Below are 19,481 nucleotides of genomic sequence, written 5' to 3'. Positions count from 1 at the left end.
CGATTGGGCGTTCACCAGACGTCAGCAGAGCCGGCCCGACCGGGTCCGCCACGCCGGGGTGGCGACGGTCGTGCCCCGAGCCCGGGGAGAGCCATGGCGATGTTCCGCAGACTCCGGACCACGTGGGCGGACCGCGTGACGCGCGGCGGCGACGGCCGCTCCGCCGACGACGGACAGGCAGCGACCGTGCCGGCGGCTCGGGCCGCCGAGGAGACGGTCGTGGCCGCACCGGCCAGTCTGGATCCCGCCGCCGTTCCGCGCTACTTCGGCCCGGTGCCGAACTTCGCCCGCAGCCCGCTGCCCACCTGCGACGCCGACGGGCAGGTTCTGCCCGGGACCGGCCTGCGCAAGTTCGTCGACGCGTTACCCGGACCGGGTCCGCTCGGCCGCACCCAACTGGGCGGGTACCTGCCGGTGGCGGTGCCGGACACCATCACGTACCCGGGCTGCGACTACTACGAGATCGGACTCCAGCAGTACGCCCAGCGGCTGCACCGGGACCTGCCCGCCACCCGCCTGCGGGGCTACCGGCAGCTCAACCTCGGCACCGACGAGTCCGGGCACAACACGGTCGCGCCCCCCGGCCGCCCCTGGCACCTCGGCCCGCTGATCCGGGCCCGGCGCGGCCGGCCGGTGCGGATCAAATTCATCAACCAGCTGCCCACCGGCCGGTTCGGCGAACTCTTCCTGCCGGTCGACGAGACCGTCGACGGGGCCGGCATCGGCCCGCTGGACGGCCCGGCGCCGTACCCGCAGAACCGCGCGGTGCTGCACCTCGCGGGCGCGCAGACCGGCTGGATCAGCGCGGGCAACCCGTTGCAGTGGGTCACCCCGGCCGGCGAGATCACCCCGTACCCGACGGGAGTCGGCCTGCACCACGTGCCGGACATGCCGCCGCCCGGAGCCGGTGCCACCACGCTCTACTACCCGAACGAGCAGAGCGGGCGGCTCATGTGGTTCCACGACAACACGCTCGGCCTGTCCCGGCTGACCGTCTACTCAGGGCAGATCGCGCTCTACCTGCTCACCGATCCGGTGGAGGAGCAGCTCGTGGTCGACGGGGTGCTCCCCGGCGACGAACTGCCACTGGTGATCCAGGACAAGACGTTCGTACCGGACGACACCCAGCTCGCCGAGGAGGACCCGACCTGGGACCGGGACCGCTGGGGGGCGCGGGGCAGCCTGTGGTTCCCGCACGTCTACCAGCCCCGGCAGAATCCGTACCACCGCGCGGGGATCAACCCGACCGGCCGTTGGGACTACGGGCCCTGGTCGCGTACCGCCGGCGGGGACCGTGACCTCGACCACGACGGCGGCCCGGGGCCTGTGCCGAACCCGCACCACGATCCGGTCGCCGCGGCCGAGGAGCCGCCGCTGACCCCGGGGGTGCCGCACCCGAGCGCGGTTCCCGAGGCGTTCGGCGACACCCCGCTGGTCAACGGCGTCGCCTACCCCTACCTGGAGGTGGAGCCGCGGGCGTACCGGTTTCGGATCCTCAACGCCTGCCTGGACCGGGGCCTCAACCTCCAGCTGTACCGGGCCGGCTCGGACGCGCCGATGTGGGACGACGAGGGCAACCTGCTCGACGCCGACGCGGGTGAGGTGCCGATGGTGCCGGCGGCGCGGGCTCCCGGCCGGCCGGTGGACTGGCCGGCCGACGGGCGCGACGGCGGGGTGCCCGACCCGCGCGCGGCCGGCCCGGAGCTGATCCAGGTCGGCAACGACGGTGGCCTGCTGCCCGCGCCGGTGGTGATCCGCAACCGCCCGATCGGCTACCGGTACGACCGGCGCGACCCGACCGTGCTCAACGTCGACGGACACGCGCTGCTGCTCGCTCCCGGTGAACGTGCCGACGTGGTGGTGGACTTCTCCACCGTGCCACCGGGCGGCACGCTGATCCTCTACAACGACTGCCCCGCTCCGCTGCCCGGCTACGACCCCCGCTACGACCACCACACCGACGCGCCCGACCGCACCGCCGAGGGCGGCTCACCCCCCACCCGCGCCGGGTACGGCCCGAACACCCGTACCCTGCTCCAGTTCCGCGTACGCGGCACCCCGGCGGCGCCGTACGACCTGGCCCGGTTGCGCGATCGGCTGCCCCGGGCGTACGCGGCCAGCCAGCGCCCGCCGATCGTGCCGCAGCCGGCGTACGACGAGGCGATCGGTACCCGGACGCCACACCCGACGGTGGTCCCGGTGCACGCCGCGACCGTCACGTTCACCCCGGCCGGCGGTGCCGTCCCGGTCGCGGTGCCGATCACGGTCAAGGCCGTGCAGCAGGTCTTCGAGCCCGGGTACGGCCGAGCCGCCGTCCGCCTCGGCGTCGCCCACCCGCATGCCGGGCCGCGCTCCCCCGCCACCCTGCCGCTCGGTCCGGACGACCCGGCGACCGAGATCCTCTTCGCGGCAGACCCGGCGGTGCCGATCGGTGCCCCCGCCGACGGCACACAGGTCTGGCGGATCGTGGGCAACAGCCGGCAGACCGAGGCGCTGCGCCTGGACGGCTGCGACCTCCAGGTGATCAACCGGGTCGGCTGGGACGGCACGATCCGCCCACCCGAGCCCGGTGAGCTGGGTTGGAAGGAGGTCATCCGGGTCAATCCTCGCGAGGACGTGGTCGTCGCGTTGCGCCCGGTCGCCCCGGCCCTGCCGTTCAAGATCGGTGACAGCGTCCGGCTGCTCGACCCGGCCCGGCCGGCCGGCACCCGAACCGGCTCGACCCCGGTCAGTCCGTTCGACGGTCGGCCCGCCCTGGTGGTGAACCAGCTGGTGAACCTCGGCTGGGAGTACCGCTGGCACAGCCAGCTCGGCGGCCACCGCGACCTGGGCACCAACCGCCCGCTCGTGCTTCGGGTGTCGCCCAAGGCACCCACCGGGCTGACCGCCACCCCGGTGCCGGGCTCGGCCACCGCGCTGCCCGGCATCACCCTGGCCTGGACCGGCAACGGCGGTCGCCCACCGGCCACCAGCCACCTGCTGCAACGGGCGACCGACGCGGCCTTCACCACCGGGGTCACCACGATCACCGTGGCGGCCACCGCCACCCGGTACACCGACGCCACGGTCACCCCGGGCGTCACGTACCACTACCGGATCCGCGCGGAGAACGCCGTCAGCTGCTCGTCCTGGTCGAACAGCGTGCCCGCCTCCGTTCAGCTCACCGCACCGGCCGGGCTGACCGCGGCGATCCCGCCGGCCGCCCCGCTGCGGGTCGCACTGCGCTGGTCGAACCGGTCCTTCGCCACCGGCATCGACGTACAGCGGGCCACCAATCCCACCTTCACCAGCGGCCCGGCCACCACTGCCGTCGGGGTCGGTGACAACCACCTGGACCCGGCGGTCGCACCGAACACCACGTACTACTACCGGGTGCGGACGACCTATCTCGGCGCCGCCTCACCGTGGTCGACGGTGGGCACGGTGACCACCCCGCCGGCTCCGGTGACGCCGGACGCGGTGACCGTCACCACCAGCGCATCGGAACCCGACACCGCGACGGTGGTTCTGGGCTGGGCACCGGGGGCCGCGCCCGGGCCGGGCGCCGGGTTCAGCGTCCAGCGCGCCCTCGACCGGGAGTTCAGCCGAGCGGTCGCCACGTTCACGGTCACCGGACGAAGCTTCACCAACACGGGACTGGCTCGCGGCGTCACCTACCACTACCGGGTCCGCGCCTTCAACGTGGTGGGCAGCTCCCCCTTCACTCCCCCGACGACGATCACCACCCCACCGTGACCGCACCCCACCGGTGGCGGCACTTTTCCGGAAAGAGCGGCCGTTCCGCGTGGGATGGCCACTCTCTCCGTGCGCGAGGTCCCGACGACCCGTGGGGGCGGTGCGGGTTAGGGGTGGGGGGTGGGGGTGCGCAGTTCGGCGAGCGCGCCGGCGACGCCGTGCAGCAGGTCGGTCGCCTCGGTCAGCCGTGCCGCGGCCGGGTGCGGAGCATCGGGGCGGGCATCCTCGGCGAGGTAACCGGCGGCGGCGACCACGAGCCGCTCGTAGGCGGCCACCCCGCTCTCCAGCTGCTCGGTGAGGACCCGGTGCGTGTCGGCCAGCGAGGCCCGCGCGTCGACCGGGGCGAGCCGGAGCGCGCGTTCCACACTCGCCACCCGGTGGGCGAGTTCCCGCAGCGAATGGTCGGCGAATTCGGCCTCCTGCAGGGCCGGCTCGGCCAGCCCGCTCAACCGCTGCCGCATGCCGGCCAGGGTGAGCGCCGCCCGGTCCAGCCGGGTCCACGGCTCAGCCGCGCTGGTGCCCCGCAACGCCACCCGGGCGCGGACGCGACGTACCTCGGCGACCACACCGGATCCGGCCGGCAGCCGCTCGACGGCGGCGACCAGCCGGGCCGCGGATCGGGCGGCCGCCTCGGCCGGGTCGAGCGGCGGAGGTGCCGGCTGCGCGGCGAGGGCCCGCAGGTCGATCCAGCGCCACGCGGCGAGGGCCACCGCACTGCCCGCCGCACCGACCCAGGCCGCGTCCGGCAGCCCGAGACCGGCGTACGGGGTCAGGACGGCAGCCGCGCCGCCGAGGCCACCGGCCAGCACGCTCCACCGTCGGGCCGACCGGCGAAGTCGGGCCAGTCGCCGGAAGTAGCGCGTACGCTCGTCTGCCACCCTGCCCCCTCTGGCCGGCCGCTCAGCCGGCGGCGGTGGTGTCCCCGGTCCCGCGCTCGCGGGCCATGGTCGCGCGGAGTTCGTCGAGGCGGGCGGCGGCGGCCTGGTCGGTCGCCGGAGCCGCGGGCTGCTCGCCGCCCTGCCGCTGCTGCACACCGAGCTGCTCACCGGCCATGCTGGACCGGATCTGCTCCAGCCGGGCCGAGCCGGCCGAGTCGAGAGTCGCCTTCTGGATCTCCAGCATCCGGCCCTCGGTCGAGTTGCCGGCCAGCTCGGCGCGGCCCATCGCGTTGGCGTACCGGCGCTCGATCCGGTCACGGACCTCGTCGAGCGAGGGGGTGGTGCCGGGCGCCGTGAGCGCCGACATCGACTCCAGCGAGCGGGCCACGCCCTCCTGCATCTTCGCCTGCTCCAGCTGGCTGAGCAGCCGGGTGCGCTCGGCGAGCCGCTGCTGGAGGATCATCGAGTTGTTCTCCACCGCACGACGCGCCTGCCCGGCGGCGGCGAGCGCCTGGTCGTGCAGGGTCTTCAAGTCCTCGGCGGACTGCTCCGCGGAGACGAGCTGGGTGGCCAGCGTCTGCGCGGACTGCTCGTACCGCCCGGCCTCGGCCTCGTCGCCCCGGGCGCGGGCCTGATCGGACAGGACGAGCGCCTGACGTGCGTTGGCCTGGAGGCGCTCGACCTCGGACATCTGCCGGGAGAGCTTCATCTCCAGCTGTCGCTGGTTGCCGATCACCGCGGCGGCCTGCTGCACGAGCGCCTGGTGCTGGCGCTGCGCCTCCTCGATGGCCTGCTGGATCTGGACCTTCGGATCGGCGTGCTCGTCGATCCGGGCGCCGAAGAGCGCCATCAGGTACTTCCACCCCTTGACGAACGGGTTCGCCATCTCCGCAGTATCCCCTCAGTAGCGTCGGTTCGCCTGCACGAGCCGGACGGAACGACGGACCACCGGCACGGCAGCTTCCCCATCGTCTCAGCCGGGCACCAGACCGGCACCCGTACCGGCGAGCAGGCGACCGACACCGTCTGCGATCAACCCTACGCGGAGGGAGCGAGAGCGGCTACGGCTGCGAAGGAGACTCAGGCGGCGCAGACCACGTCGCGGTCGCGCTCGGTGGTGCGGACCCGGGTGCTGCGCAGGGTGGCCTTGAGCGGAGACTCCTGGCGTACGGAGACGGCGACCGTGCCGTCGGAGCTGACCTGGCGAACGCCCCGACCAGTGGCCTTGGCCGCCGGAGCCGACGGCACCGGGGTGGACCCCGCCGGCTCGTCCTTCACCGGCACCAGCACGTTCGGCATCTGCTCGGCGAGCGCGACAGTGTCGCTCACCTCGCGCAGCAGCTCGGACAGGCGCGCGCCCAGCGCGTCGCAGATCGCCGCCAGCAGCTCGCTGGACGGCTCCTTCTGGCCACGCTCGATCTCGGAGAGGTATCCGAGGCTGACGTTGGCGGCGGAGGAAACCTCACGCAGGGTGCGGTGCTGCCCCTGCCGGCGTGCCCGCAATGCGTCACCGACCACTCGGCGTAGCAGGACCATCGCACCTCCCCCTCTCCGACCGCATTCTCCCCGGCGGCACGGGTCGAACGCGGTGGACCGCGCCGGCACCGACCGACGAAGTCTTCCCACAACGGTACCCGTTGCCCGGCCCGGCGACATCCCGCCCCGCCCGTCGGATCGCCGCGGCCGACCGGCGTCGACGTCCACCGAGCCGGCGTCGGCGCCGCCGTCGTCGCTGCCGGCCTGGCCGGTGTCGGCGTCCTGGCGGTCTACCCGGCGTCGGCCAGATCGGCGGCGTCCACCTCGTGGATCCGCTCGGCGAGCAGGCGCAGCGCCTCGATCACCGCGGCGGAGCGGATGTGCTCCCGGCCACCTGACAGGTCGAGTCGCCGCACCGAGGAGCCACCCGGCCCGGCCACGGCCACGTAGACCAGCCCGACCGGCTTGCCGTCCTGCGGTTCCGGGCCGGCCACCCCGGTGGTGGCCAGACCCCAGTCGGCGTCGCAGCGCTGCCGGCCGCCCTCGGCGAGCGCCACCGCGACGTCGGGATCGACCGGGCCGCGCTGGGCGAGCAGATCGGTCGGTACGCCGGCCAGCTTCGACTTCAGTTCCGTGGCGTAGACCACAAGGCCGCCCCGGTAGACACCGCTCACCCCTGCGATCTCCACCACCGCGGCGGAGAGCAGCCCGCCCGTCAGCGACTCGACGGTCGCCAGCGTCTCGTGCCGCTGGGACAAACTGTGCACCACCCCGGCCGCCGGGCTACCGACCGGCCGTTCCCCGTGCGCGTCGCTCTCCATGCCCCCATCCTTCCCCCACGACCTGGGGCAAACCGCACCGCCCCACCGCCCATTCGCCCCAGGACTTCCGCCGATCGTGGGACTGACGGCGTTTTCGATCTCCGTGCCCGCCGCCGACCTCATGATCGCCGGAAGGGGCGGGTTGGGGTCAGGCGTCGGGGCGGGGGCGGCGTAGGCGTACGGCCTGGGCCAGGTAGTCGAAGCCGGTGGCCACGGTCACCACCACGGCGGCGCCCATGATCCAGGGGCCGACCGGGGCGAGCGCGGCCGGCATCGGCCAGAGGTACCAGGCAATGGCGATGATCTGGAGCGCCGTCTTGATCTTGCCGCCGCGGCTGGCCGCGATGACGCCGTGCCGGATCACCCAGAACCGCATCGCGGTGATGCCCAGCTCACGCACGAGGATGAGCGCGGTCACCCACCAGGGCAGCCGGTCGTACCAGGAGAGCAGCACCAGGGCGGCACCGGTGAGCGCCTTGTCGGCGATCGGGTCCGCCACCTTCCCCACCGAGGTGACCAGCCCGAACCGGCGCGCGATCCAGCCGTCCACCAGGTCGGTCGCCGAGGCGAACGCGAAGATCAGACAGGCGGCGATCTGCCAGCCGGCGTGGGTCATGCCGGAGACGACCACCGTGGCGGCGAAGACCGGCACCAGCACCAGCCGCAGCGCGGTGAGCGCGTTGGCCGCGTTGAGCAGCGGCACCGGGCCGACCACCCGAGCCGGCGTGGAGTCGGTCGCCTCGGTCACCGGCTCACCCCGCACGGCCGGCCGTGGCGTCTGCCGTACCCCACCACGTGGCCTCCCCGCTCCGTCCGGGCCCGCCGTCACCGTGCCGCGCCGGGCGCCGCCGAGATCATCTCATCCGGTACGGCCAACAGGTCGACCCCTTCGGTGCCGGTCACCGTAGCGCGTACCAGGTCGCCCGGGCGCAACGCGGCCAGGTCGACGCCGCCACCCTCGGGGGCGACCAGGGTGGTGGAGCCGTCCACCTCGGGTGCCTGGTGCGCCGCGCGCCCCTCCACGACCCCGTCGTCGATCGAGTCGACCAGCACCTCGACCGTCGAGCCGAGCCGTTCCTCGGCCCGCTGCGCGCACAGCTCGTCGGCGAGGGCACTGAGCTTGTCGTACCGGCGCTTGATCGTCGCGGCCGAGACCTTCCCGGGCAGCCCGGCGGCCTCGGTGCCATCCTCGTCGCTGTAGTCGAACACACCGATCGCGTCGAGTCGCGCCTCGGAGAGGAACCGGACGAGCTCGGTCACGTCGGCCCGGGTCTCGCCGGGGAAACCGACGATGAAGTTGCTGCGCGCCCCCGCCCCGGGCGCGAGGTCCCGGGCGGCGGTCAGCAGCTCGAGGAACCGGTCGGTGGAACCGAAACGGCGCATCCGGCGCAGCACCGGCTCGCTGGAGTGCTGGAACGACAGGTCGAAGTAGGGCGCGACGCCGGGCGTGGTGGCGATCGCCTCGATCAGGCCGGGCCGGGTCTCGGCCGGCTGGAGGTAACTCGCCCGGACCCGGACGATGCCGTCGATCGCGGCGAGCTGCGGCAGCAGCTTCTCCAGCGCGCGCGGGTCCCCCAGGTCCTTGCCGTACGAGGTGGAGTTCTCGCTCACCAGCACCAGCTCGCGCACGCCGGTCTTGGCCAGCCACTCGGCCTCCGCGAGCAGCTCGTCGGGCGTACGCGAGACGAACGCCCCACGGAACGCGGGGATGGCGCAGAACGCACAGCGTCGGTCGCAGCCGCTGGCCAGCTTCAGCGAGGCGACCGGGCCGGTCTCCAGCCGTCGGCGCAGCACCGGGCGCAGGTGAGCCGGGGTGTGCTCGTCGGCCTCGACGGCGGCGCGGGTCGGGATGCCGTGACCGGGCAGCGACACCGCGGCCGCACGGCGGTCGACCGGAGTGAGCGGAAGCAGTTCCCGCCGGTCGCGCGGGGTGTGCGCGCCGACGTGCTCACCGGCGAGCACGGCGTCGAGCCGGGCGGCGATGTCCGGGTAGTCGTCGAAGCTGAGCACCGCCTGCGCCTCCGGCAGGCTCTCGGCCAGCTCCCGGCCGTACCGCTCGGCCATGCAACCGGCGGCCACGACCTTGGCCCCGGTGTCGGCGGCGGCGAGCAGCGTCTGGATCGAGTCCTGCTTGGCCTTCTCCACGAAGCCGCAGGTGTTGACGACCACCACGTCGGCGCCCTCGCCGTCGGTGGTGACCTGCCAGCCGTCGGCGTGCAGCCGGGCGGCCAGCTCCTCCGAGTCGACCTCGTTACGAGCGCAGCCCAGGGTCAGCAGGGCGACGCGGCGGCCTTCGGCGGCGGGCTCCACGTCGCGGCGCGGCGCCAGACGTGCGGAGCTGGAGTGGTCGGAAGCGGAGGTGGCAGACACCATCCGAGGGTACCGGGCCGTCCCGGAGCGCCGGTCAACGGCGGCCCGCCGGGCGGGCGAGGGCGACATTGATCACCACCCACCCCTCTATCCGGCGCGGTCGCGCCCGCGACGGCTCAGACCGTCGTCGCGCCGACTCGGACCAGGTGGTCCAGCAGGAAGACCTCGGTGCCGCCGAGGCCGACCGAGCAGAAGACCGAGATCTGTTCCGGGTCGGTCCGGCCGGGCTCGGCGCCCGCGAGCACCGCACCGAGGTCCCGCAGACGCTCGGCGTGCGGGGGCTCGGCGGCCAGCATCGGCGGGGTGTACGCGCCGGCCTGGGCCGGCGAGTCGGTGGCCAGGACGTCGGCGGCGGTGAGCAGGTCCGGGCCGAACTCGGCGCGGTCCTGCTGCTTGAACCCGACGGCGTTCACGTGCGTGCCGGGCGAGATGTCGGCGGCGTCGACCACCGTGGTGGGGCTGGTGGTGGCGAGGACCACCACGTCCCGGCCGGCGACGGCGGTCGTCGAGTCGTCCACCGCCCGGGCCGCGATGTCCAGCTCGGTGCGGACCCGGGCGGCGAACGCCTCCCGCCGGGCGGCCGAGCGGCTGTACACGGTCACCTCCCGCACCGGGCGTACCGCGGCGGTGGCCCACACCTGCGTCCAGGCCTGCCGTCCGGAGCCGATCACACCGACGGTCGCCGCGTCCGGGCGGGCCAGGACGGCGACCGCCACCCCGCCGAGTCCGCCGGTACGCCTGGAGCCCAGTTCCTCGCCGACCGCCACCGCCCGGACCGCGCCGGTCCGCCCGTCGTGCAGGACCACGAGCTGCTGGGACTCCGGGTGCCCGAACGTGTCGTACGAGCGGTAGCCGTACCACTCGCCGCTGAGGTGACCGGCGGTCAGCACCATCCGACCTCCGTCCAGCGACGCCGAGGCCCGTGGCGGGGCGACCAGCCGCCCGTCGTACGCGGCCAGCAGGGCGGCACGCATGGCGTCGACCGTGGTGGCGGCGTCCAGCGCGGTAGACACCTCCGCGTCGGAGTAGAAGAGGGTCATGACCGGTAATACTGCAAGTTGAAGCGAGGTTTAGGTCAACGTGTCGTGACGTGGTCGACCCACCCCCGCCCGCGTCCGGCCCGATGATCGCCACGCACCCCGCGCGCGGTGCTACGGTCGGCTCCGGTGGCGCTGTTTCGGCCACCCCGGACGAGCGGCGGGCGTACCCGGTCAGGCGAAGACGCCCCGACATGTGTGAACCGACTCGTCCCGGCCCCCTGAGCCGGGCGCTGTGCAAAGGTGGCGGCGATGGCTTGGATCGTGCTGGTGCTCTCCGGACTGCTCGAGACGGCGTGGGCGATCGCCCTGGACCGCAGCGCCGGGTTCAGTCGCCCCCTGCCCTCGGTGGTCTTCGTGGTGGCCCTGCTGGGCAGCATGGCCGGCCTGGCGTACGCGCTGCGCGACATCCCGGTCGGCACCGGGTACGCGGTGTGGGTCGGCATCGGCGCGGTGGGCACCTCCCTGGTCGGCATGCTCGCGTTGCACGAGCCGACCAGCCTGCCCCGGATCCTCTGCCTCTTCCTCGTGATCGCCGGCGTAGTGGGGCTGAAGTTCTTCCACTGAGCCGCATCCGCTGCCGCCGAGGGGCCGGCCCGTTCCCGACCGGCCCACGCCGTTGCGGATCCCACGCATCGGCGGAACCGGTCGACCGGCATCGACCGGGGTGCGTACGGCGGTGACGAACTGGGTAGTGATCGGCCGACAGCCACTGCTCTCACCACGGAGGACGTCATGGCCGACATTCCGACCACCGCCCGCCCCCGCAGCAGCGCGGCGCGCGTCTGCACCATCCTGGGTTTCGTCTTCGCGGTCCTCGCGCTCTTCCTGTCCCCGCTGATCTTCGGGGTGATCGGCGTGATCCTCGGCATCGTCGGCGCCGTGCTCGGCGACAAGCCGCTCGGCTGGTACGCGGCCGCCGCGAGTGTGATCGGCGCGATCCTCGGCTTCATCATCGCCATGGCGATCATCAACTCCTGACCGACGACACCCGGAGCCCGCCGGTCGGCCGGCGGGTTCCGTCGTGTCCCACCAGGCCGGTCGGCTCCGGCCGGCGACCACCACCGGTCGTGACCAGCCGGAAGCCGGTCGGCCGGCACCACCGGCGGTGTCAGTCGTCGCCGCCGCCGCGGATGCCGACCAGGACCTCCTCGAGCTCGTCCGGCTTGACCAGCACGTCCCGGGCCTTGGAGCCCTCGGAAGGCCCCACGACACCCCGCGTCTCCATCAGGTCCATCAGCCGGCCGGCCTTGGCGAAGCCCACCCGCAGCTTCCGCTGCAGCATCGAGGTGGAGCCGAACTGAGAGGTCACCACCAGCTCGACCGCCTGCAGCAACAGGTCGAGGTCGTCACCGATGTCCGCGTCGATCTTCTTCTTGCTCTCCTGCGCCACGGTCAGCACGTCCGAGCGGAACTCCGGTTCGCGCTGGTCCTTGCAGAACTTGACCACATCGGCGATCTCGCGCTCGGTGACCCACGCGCCCTGGATGCGGATCGGCTTCGACGCACCCATCGGCAGGAAGAGCCCGTCGCCGCGGCCGAGCAGCTTCTCCGCGCCGGGCTGGTCGAGGATGACCCGCGAGTCGGCCAGCGACGAGGTGGCGAACGCGAGCCGGGACGGCACGTTCGCCTTGATCAGACCGGTCACCACGTCGACCGAGGGGCGCTGGGTGGCCAGGACCAGGTGGATGCCGGCGGCCCGGGCGAGCTGCGTGATCCGGACGATGGAATCCTCCACGTCCCGTGGCGCGACCATCATGAGGTCGGCCAGCTCGTCCACGATCACCAGCAGATACGGGTACGGCCGCAGCTCCCGCTCGCTGCCCGGCGGGGCCTTGATCTCGCCGTTGCGCACCTTGCGGTTGAAGTCGTCGATGTGCCGGACCCCGTTGGCGGCGAGGTCGTCGTAACGCATGTCCATCTCGCGGACGACCCACTCCAGCGAGTCGGCCGCCTTCTTCGGGTTCGTCACGATCGGCGTGACCAGATGCGGGATGCCCTCGTAGCCGGTCAGCTCGACCCGCTTCGGGTCGACCAACAACAGCCGCACCTCGTCGGGTGTGGCCCGGGTGAGGATCGACACCAGCAATGAGTTCAGCAGGCTGGAGTTGTGCGTCGGAACGAGGGTGCGACCGGCCAGGAAGAGATGACTCGGGCCGTCCACCTCGATGCATCGCACCGGGACCGACGGCACCGGTCGCACATCCACGATGTAGCGCCGCGATGTGGTGGGACGGGTCACCGTCACCTGGCAGGCAAGCTTCCTGTTGAGCCGGAAGACTTTGTCATCAGGCGTGAAATGGATCCGGTAACAGGTCGAGGTCTCGGGACGTCTGCCCTTGACCGCCTTCGTGGTCATGGTCGCCTGGTAACCCAGTCCGAGAATGAGCTCGAGAGCGTCGTGGGCCAGCCGCTCGCAGGTGAGTGCGAGTTCCACCCCTCCACGCTTCGACACGGTGCCGTCGGTGTCCAACAAGCCGGCCAGCAGCGCCCGCCGCTGACTCTCGGACGCCCGGAGATAGACCGGTGGAATGTGCTTCTCACCGATTTCACGGAACAGGGCACACATCGTGCGGTACGGAGCTCGGTCGGTGATCCCTGCGGACCCGGCCGGCAACTCACCGTCCGCCGCCTTCTGCTTACGGGCCAGGTACACGGCAGTGACAGAGACGCCGACTTTACGGGCCGCAACCGGTCCGCTCATGCCCTGCGACACGAGGCGCAGAGCTTCCAAGAGGCGGAGTTCGCGTTCCTGCCGATTGGAGATCGTGTAGTGGATACGACCACCGGGTTGCCGGACGACCTCGTAACCGTCTAACCGGATTTGATCCAAAATCCCATCTTCGGCGCACGTGATACCGGCCGTGCCTGTCGTGCCGTCTCCCAACCAACAGCCAAGGGTGTAAGGCGCGATGGGCAACTCCTGCTCGGCGCAGAGCAGCGGCCGAGCCACGTCGACGGCGTGGTTCGCCCACTGTCCGTTGGGACCGACCCGCAGAGTCGCCGCAATCTCCCGGGTTGTCACAGTCCTCTCGTCGTGGGCTTTCCTGCCGCCTGATCGGCCGGGAGCGAGAATTCGTTGGGCCAGCGCCTCGTACACGCGGTGGCGGGAGTACGTTGGCACGCATCGAGTGATCGTGCGGCCGCCACGGTCATAGGGCACCCGGCCGAGCGTCTGCTCTCTCGGTACCTCGCTGAGCACCTGGTAGAGGACGTTCCGGAACCGATCGCCGAGATCCGTCACCACCTCGTTGGTGGATACGGGCCGGTCGGGCTCGTCCAGCACGACCTGCATCCGGCGAGACGTCAGCTCACGATCAGCTTCCGTCCAGTAGGAACCGTCCTTCCACCGTTGTCTGCGCTGGGTACGCCCAGCCCGGGTCGTCGTCCGCCACTCATGGTTGGCGTCGGCCACGATGACTGTGCCATCGGAGAACTCGACCTCGTAACACGGGCGCCCGTGCATCACCGCCGTTGCCGCGACCACGGTGCACGGCTGCCCCTGTTCGTCAAATACTTGGTCACCCACTCGCAGATCAGCCATCGTGGACCAACCGGTGGGCGTGGCGATCGGTGTGTCGAGAGCCAGAGCTTTGCCAGCCCCGGTCGCGCCTGCCACGAGGATGTGGGGCATCTTAGCCAGGTTGGCAACCACGTAGCCGCCCTCGATGTCCTTACCGAGCGCCACCACCATCGGATGGTGGTCGGCGGTGGCGGCCCGGGACCGCAGGACGTCGCCGAGGGAGACGTTCTCCGGGTCGGTGTTGGGGATCTCCACGCCGACCGCGCTCTTGCCCGGGATCGGGCTGAGGATCCGTACGTCTGGCGACTTGACCGCGTACGCGATGTTGCGGGAGAGCTGTGTGATCCGCTCGACCTTGACGCCCGGTCCCAGCTCCACCTCGTAGCGGGTGACCGTCGGACCGCGGGTGAAGCCCGTCACCGCGGCGTCCACATCGAACTGGTCGAAGACGCCGGTGAGCGCGGCGATCACCTCGTCGTTCGCCTTGCTCCGGCTCTTCGGCGCCGCCCCACTGCCCAGCAGGTTGGCCGGCGGCAGCGTGTAGTCGCCCGCCAACCCGGTCAGCGCGAGCTGCTCGGCCCGGGTGGGCAGCGGCGAGTGCTCCGGCGGTTCGGCCGGCTTCCGGCTGACCGGCACCTTGGCCGGCGGCGTACGGGTCAGCACGAGGGTGTCCTGCAGGTCGACGCCGTCGAGGTCCTCGAAGGCCTCCGGGTCGACGGGTGGGGGCTTACGCTTCGCCGGTCGCTTCCGGGCCGGCTTGGCCGGGGCCTCCTCCTCCGGCTCGTCCGCCTTGGCGGGCGAGGCGACCAACGTGCCGGCCAGCATCCCGAGCCGTTCCGGAATCTTGTTGATCGGGGTCGCGGTGACGACCAGCAGCCCGAACAGGAGCAGTAGGATGAGCAACGGGATCGCGACCCAGGCGGTGACCGCCCGCTCGAGCAGGCTGCCGATGCCGGCGCCGATCAGACCACCCGCGAAGTCACGTTCCGCCGGGTCGACCGGCGCCTGTCCGATGTGCAGCATGGCCGCCGTGGCGAGCAGCATCGACCCCCAGCCGACCAGCCCACGGCCCCGGTGCTCCGGGTCGCCCGGCTGGCGCATCAGCCGCCATGCGCCGATCCCGAGCAGCACCGGTACGACCACGGAGATCGCACCCAGGAAGAGCCGTACGGTGTCGGCCAGCCGCTCCCCCACCGGGCCCGCGCCGGAGAACCAGATCCCCACGGCGCTGAGCAGCGCGAGGCCGAACAGCAGCAGCCCGGCCCCGTCGCGCCGGTGCTCCGGATCGAGCTCGCGGGCGGACGCCGCCTGACGGCCGGCGGCCCGGACCGCCCAGCCCATCCCGTGCGCCAGGCCCATCCACAGCGCGCCGAGCGCCCGTCCGACGTAGACGGCGGGGCCCGGACGGGTGGCTCGGGTGCGGCGCCGGACCGGGGCCCGGGTCTTCTTCGCCGGTTGGCGGGCGCGGTTGTTCGTCCCACCGCGCGGCGACGCGCCGCGCCGCCGGCTCGCCTGAGAGGTACGGCCCGCCATAGCATCACCGTAACGGCGCGGCCCGGTGGATCGCCGCTTTTCCGGGTCGTGTCCGCGCGTTGCAGCGCGGACTCCGCCACATGACGTGATATCTGCCTCAGAAGGGATGCCCGATGGCGTCGCCGGGAAGCGAGGACGGTCCGGACGGGCCGCTGGCCGGACACCCGCGACGGCTGCGACCGCTGACCGGCGAGCTGATCGCCGCGGTGCTGGGCAACCGCGGGTACGCCGTGACCGCCGACGCCGACGGCGAGCTGGTCGGTCGCTGGGAGGACAACCTGGTGTGGTTCCTGCGGCTGGGCGAGGCCGGTGAACTGCTGCAGATCCGCACGATGGTCGCGCCGGCCTTCCACATCGAGCAGGTCCCGGCGCTGCACGAGTTCTGCAACTCGTGGAACCACGAGCGACTCTGGCCGAAGGCCTTCGTACACGTCGACGACGACGGTGCGGCCCGGGTCTGCGGCGAGGTGATCACGGACCTGGAACGCGGCGTCACCCCGCACCAGCTAAACCAGTTGCTCGACTGCGGCATCTCCACCGGCTGCCAGCTCGCCGCGGCGGTCGGGCAACTCCCCCGGGGGCCCCTGCCGTGAGTGGTCCCGGCGGGCGCCCCCGTCGTCAGATGAGCGGGCCCGGTGGTCCGCGCGGCGGCGACGCCAGTGGCCCCGCCGGCCGCCCGGACCGTGGTGCCCGCGGGCCCGGCGGACGGACCGCCCCGCTCGGTGATCTCGGCCTCGCCGGGCACGGCCGCACGCCGGCCGGCCGCAGCCGCGAGCTGGTGGCCGCGCTCGCCGAGATTCGCGACCAGCCCGACGGCCCGGCCCGGCTGGTGGAGCTGGAACGGATCGCCGCCCAGGCCGACGCGGCCGGCGACGACCGGTCCGCCGTCGAGGCGCGGCTCGCGCTGATCGAGACGGCCCTGCTCCACGGTGAACGGTGGCGGCTCGTCGAACCGGCCCGGCGTTGCCTGGCCGTCCTCGACCGCCGCCCGGAAATCTTCACCGAGGCCGAGGGCGAGCTGCTGACGCGCTATCAGCGGTACGCGATCGAGGCGCTGCTCGGCACCCCACGCGTCGGACTCGACCAGGCCCGGACGGTCGGCGACCTGGCCCGCCGGATCGGTGCCGAAGCCGAGGCGGTGGCCGAGCTCCGCTGCCGGATCGCCGACCACCTGGGCGACGAACCGACCGCCCGGGAGTGGTACGAGCGCTGGGCGGCCGCCGAACCCGGCCCGGTCGGTGGCTGCCCCGGCTGCGCACCGACGCGGCGGGCGGAACTGCTGGCCGGCTGGGGCGACCAGGCCGCCGCGCTGGACGAGCTGCGCAACGTCCTCGACGGCGCGGTCGACTGCACGGACCAGCCGGAGCGGGCGCTCACCGCGGCGCTGCTGCCGTGGCTGCGGCAGGGCGAACCGGAGCGGGCCGGCGCCGCGCACGTCCGGGCGTACCGGCGGCACCGTGGCGAGCGGGGTTCCTTCCCGCACCTCGCCACCCACCTGCGGTTCTGTGTGCTCGGCGGGCACCCGGGCCGGGCCCTGGACATTCTCGCCGAGCAGCTGCCCCGGCTCGACCACCCGTACGACGATCTGTCCGCGATGGAGTTCGCCGCCGCCGGAGCGCTGGTCTGCAACCTCGCCGTGGAGGCGGGGCTGGACGGGCGCACGGTGCGCCGGCCGGCGTACGGGCAGCGGCCGGTCACCGAACTCGATGTCGCAACGCTCGGCGGCGTACTGCTCGGGGTGGCCACCGAGCTGGCCGGCAGCTTCGACGCCCGCAATGGCACCGGGCACCAGTCCGGCCGGATCGCCGCCTGGCTGGCCGAACGGCCGGTGGCCGTACCGGTGCCGCTGCCCGCAGACGACCCGGCGGACGGGACGGAGCGCCCGGACGACGATCCGGAGCCGGCCGACCTGGAGCCGGCACCCCTGACGCTGTCCATGATCACCGATGCGCTGGACCGGCGCGGCGACCGGTACGCGGTGGAGTCCGGCGCGACGGTGGTCGGCCGCTGGGGCGACGCGGTGATCCAGTTCCGGCAGCTCGGGGAGCGGGGCGAGATCCTGCACGCCCGGTCGCTCGCCACCCGCCGCCTCCCGGCCGCCCGCCGAGCCGAGGCGTACGCGTTCTGCAACGCCTGGAACCACGACCGGCTGCTGCCGAAGGCGTACGTGCACGACCCCGACGGTGAACTGGTGCTGGCCGGCGACGTCAGCACGGACCTGGCGCACGGGGTGGCCCCGGCTCAGCTCGCTGTGTTGCTGAACGCGGCGATCACCACGGGCGTCGCGTACGCCGAAGCGGTCGCGGCGCTGCCCTGACGGCCAGCCGGCCCGTGCCGTGGCGGCCGGGCCGGTGGCGCGTCGGTCCGGTCAGACCTCGACCACGGTGGGCACGATCATCGGGCGGCGGCGGTACGCGTCGTTGACCCAGCGCCCCACCGTGCGTCGGACGATCTGCTGAAGCTGGTGGGGGTCGGTGATCCCGTCCGCGGCGGCCCGGTTCAGCGCCTCGGTGACCAACGGAATGACACCGTTGAACGCCCCCGGATCCTCCGAGAAGCCCTTCGCCGAGACAGTCGGGCCGGCGACCACCTTGCCGGTGACCGAGTCGACCACGACGGTGGTCGCGATGAACCCGCCGTCACCGAGGATCCGCCGCTCGGTCAGCAGCGACTCGCTCACGTCACCGACGGCGAGACCGTCGACGTAGACGTACCGGCTCTTCACGTGGCCGACCAGGCTGGCCCGCCCCTCGACCAGGTCGACGACGTCGCCGTCCTCGCAGAGCACGACCCGGTCGGCGGCCACCCCGGACTCGATGCCGAGCCGGGCGTGCGCGCGCAGGTGACGCCACTCGCCGTGCACCGGCATCAGGTTGCTGGGGCGCACCACGTTGAGCAGGTAGAGCAGCTCGCCGGCCGGGGCGTGACCGGAGACGTGCACCTTGGCCACGTCCTTGTGCACGACCACCGCGCCGGCCCGGGCCAGCCGGTTGATCACCCGGTAGACGGAGGTCTCGTTCCCCGGCACCAGCGAGGAGGCGAGCACCACCGTGTCGCCGGGCGCGATCGTGATGTGCCGGTGGTCGCCGCTGGCCATCCGGCCCAACGCGCTCATCGGCTCGCCCTGCGAACCGGTGGACATCAGCACGATCTGCTCGGGAGGCAGCGTGGTCGCCTCCTCGATCCCGACGACCAGACCGGCCGGGATGTTGAGCAGGCCCAGGTCCCGGGCGATGCCCATGTTGCGGACCATGGACCGGCCGATCAGCGCGACCTTGCGGCCGTGCTCGGCGGCGGAGTCGAAGACCTGCTGCACCCGGTGCACGTGCGAGGCGAACGAGGCCACGATGATCCGGCCCTTGGCCTTCGCGAAGATCGAGTCGAGCACCGGCCCGATCTCCCGTTCCGGCGTGACGAAGCCGGGGATCTCCGCGTTGGTGGAGTCCGACAGCAGCAGATCCACACCCTCCGCGCCGAGCCGGGCGAACCCGGCCAGGTCGGTGATCCGGCCGTCCAGCGGGAGCTGGTCCATCTTGAAGTCGCCGGTGTGCAGCACCAGGCCGGCGGGGGTACGCACGGCCACCGCGAGCGCGTCCGGGATCGAGTGGTTCACCGCGAAGAACTCGCACTCGAACGGGCCGAGCTGCTCCCGGCCGCCCTCCCGCACGGTGAGCGTGTAGGGCTGGATGCGTCGCTCGGCGAGCTTCGCCTCAACCAGGGCGAGGGTGAACTGCGAGCCGACCAGCGGAATGTCCGGCTTGTGCGCGAGCAGGTACGGAACCGCGCCGATGTGGTCCTCGTGGCCGTGGGTGAGCACGATCGCCTGTACGTCGTCGAGCCGATCCAGGATCGGCCCGAAGTCCGGCAGGATCAGATCCACACCGGGCTGCTCGACGTCGGGGAAGAGCACGCCGCAGTCGATCACCAGCAGCTTGCCGTCGTACTCGAAGACGGTCATGTTCCGACCGATGGCGCCGAGCCCGCCGAGCGGGATGATCCGCAGCCCGCCCTCCGGCAGCGGTGGGGGGAGTTCCGCCTCGATGTGCGCCTCGGTCACGCTTGCACCTCATTCTGCGACGCCGTCACCGGGCGTCCGTCGTGTCGTTCG

Annotated in this window: 13 protein-coding genes, 3 pseudogenes and 1 riboswitch; of the genes and pseudogenes, 5 read left to right on the top strand and 11 right to left on the bottom strand. The window is 72.8% G+C overall.

Annotated elements, in window-relative coordinates; genetic code table 11:
* The first annotated feature begins 93 nt into the window (after nucleotides 1-93).
* Nucleotides 94-3,735 (top strand): hypothetical protein, encoded by a 3,642-nt coding sequence (locus ABZS42_RS13620; RefSeq protein ID WP_355144930.1) that lies wholly within the window; start codon nucleotides 94-96, stop codon nucleotides 3,733-3,735.
* 107 nt (nucleotides 3,736-3,842) lie between these two features.
* Here ABZS42_RS13620 and ABZS42_RS13615 read toward each other — a convergent pair whose 3' ends face one another.
* The 7 genes from ABZS42_RS13615 to ABZS42_RS13585 form a co-directional block, all read right to left on the bottom strand.
* Complete coding sequence (locus tag ABZS42_RS13615) at nucleotides 3,843-4,613, bottom strand: hypothetical protein (protein ID WP_355144928.1); 771 nt, start codon at nucleotides 4,611-4,613, stop codon at nucleotides 3,843-3,845.
* A 22-nt stretch (nucleotides 4,614-4,635) separates the two neighbouring features.
* Entirely contained in the window at nucleotides 4,636-5,499 is an 864-nt protein-coding gene (locus tag ABZS42_RS13610; RefSeq protein WP_355144926.1) for a PspA/IM30 family protein, read from the bottom strand.
* Nucleotides 5,500-5,693: 194 nt separating this feature from the next.
* Entirely contained in the window at nucleotides 5,694-6,149 is a 456-nt protein-coding gene (locus ABZS42_RS13605) for a helix-turn-helix transcriptional regulator (RefSeq protein WP_355144924.1), read from the bottom strand.
* 230 nt (nucleotides 6,150-6,379) lie between these two features.
* Complete coding sequence (locus ABZS42_RS13600; protein WP_355144922.1) at nucleotides 6,380-6,910, bottom strand: CinA family protein; 531 nt, start codon at nucleotides 6,908-6,910, stop codon at nucleotides 6,380-6,382.
* Between the two features lie 148 nt (nucleotides 6,911-7,058).
* Nucleotides 7,059-7,658, bottom strand: a complete 600-nt coding sequence (pgsA, locus tag ABZS42_RS13595) for a CDP-diacylglycerol--glycerol-3-phosphate 3-phosphatidyltransferase (protein ID WP_355144920.1) — start codon at nucleotides 7,656-7,658, stop codon at nucleotides 7,059-7,061.
* Between the two features lie 77 nt (nucleotides 7,659-7,735).
* Complete coding sequence (gene rimO, locus ABZS42_RS13590; RefSeq protein ID WP_355144918.1) at nucleotides 7,736-9,283, bottom strand: 30S ribosomal protein S12 methylthiotransferase RimO; 1,548 nt, start codon at nucleotides 9,281-9,283, stop codon at nucleotides 7,736-7,738.
* 113 nt (nucleotides 9,284-9,396) lie between these two features.
* Nucleotides 9,397-10,320: an ornithine cyclodeaminase family protein gene (locus tag ABZS42_RS13585; protein ID WP_355144916.1), complete on the bottom strand. Its 924-nt coding sequence runs from the start codon at nucleotides 10,318-10,320 to the stop codon at nucleotides 9,397-9,399.
* A gap of 126 nt (nucleotides 10,321-10,446) precedes the next feature.
* Nucleotides 10,447-10,511: riboswitch (guanidine-III (ykkC-III) riboswitch) on the top strand.
* Between the two features lie 58 nt (nucleotides 10,512-10,569).
* Here ABZS42_RS13585 and ABZS42_RS13580 point away from each other — a divergent pair.
* Together ABZS42_RS13580 and ABZS42_RS13575 are read left to right on the top strand one after the other, a co-directional pair.
* Entirely contained in the window at nucleotides 10,570-10,884 is a 315-nt protein-coding gene (locus ABZS42_RS13580) for a multidrug efflux SMR transporter (RefSeq protein WP_355144914.1), read from the top strand.
* Between the two features lie 168 nt (nucleotides 10,885-11,052).
* Entirely contained in the window at nucleotides 11,053-11,298 is a 246-nt protein-coding gene (locus tag ABZS42_RS13575; RefSeq protein WP_355144912.1) for a hypothetical protein, read from the top strand.
* Between the two features lie 130 nt (nucleotides 11,299-11,428).
* On the opposite strand, the pseudogene ABZS42_RS13570 reads toward ABZS42_RS13575, so the two are convergent.
* The 3 pseudogenes from ABZS42_RS13570 to ABZS42_RS13560 all read right to left on the bottom strand — a co-directional run.
* Nucleotides 11,429-12,490 (bottom strand): annotated as a pseudogene (locus tag ABZS42_RS13570) (FtsK/SpoIIIE domain-containing protein); the annotation flags it as partial.
* A 135-nt stretch (nucleotides 12,491-12,625) separates the two neighbouring features.
* Nucleotides 12,626-13,612, bottom strand: a pseudogene (locus tag ABZS42_RS13565) (LAGLIDADG family homing endonuclease); the annotation flags it as partial.
* Nucleotides 13,613-13,891: 279 nt separating this feature from the next.
* A pseudogene (locus tag ABZS42_RS13560) lies at nucleotides 13,892-15,373 on the bottom strand (DNA translocase FtsK 4TM domain-containing protein); the annotation flags it as partial.
* 113 nt (nucleotides 15,374-15,486) lie between these two features.
* Between ABZS42_RS13560 and ABZS42_RS13555 the strand changes: the two are divergent.
* Both ABZS42_RS13555 and ABZS42_RS13550 read left to right on the top strand, forming a co-directional pair.
* Nucleotides 15,487-15,966 (top strand): YbjN domain-containing protein, encoded by a 480-nt coding sequence (locus ABZS42_RS13555; protein WP_355144910.1) that lies wholly within the window; start codon nucleotides 15,487-15,489, stop codon nucleotides 15,964-15,966.
* 29 nt (nucleotides 15,967-15,995) lie between these two features.
* Entirely contained in the window at nucleotides 15,996-17,690 is a 1,695-nt protein-coding gene (locus ABZS42_RS13550) for a YbjN domain-containing protein (protein ID WP_355144908.1), read from the top strand.
* Nucleotides 17,691-17,741: 51 nt separating this feature from the next.
* Here the strand turns inward: ABZS42_RS13550 and ABZS42_RS13545 are convergent, their stop codons facing one another.
* A complete protein-coding gene (locus ABZS42_RS13545; protein WP_355144906.1) occupies nucleotides 17,742-19,430 on the bottom strand; it encodes a ribonuclease J in 1,689 nt (562 codons plus the stop codon).
* Nucleotides 19,431-19,481: the final 51 nt, after the last annotated feature.

Origin of the sequence: Micromonospora sp. NPDC005367 (genome assembly GCF_040606825.1) — a bacterium.
GTDB lineage: Bacteria > Actinomycetota > Actinomycetes > Mycobacteriales > Micromonosporaceae > Micromonospora.
This window is presented reverse-complemented; position numbering and strand designations above follow the sequence as displayed.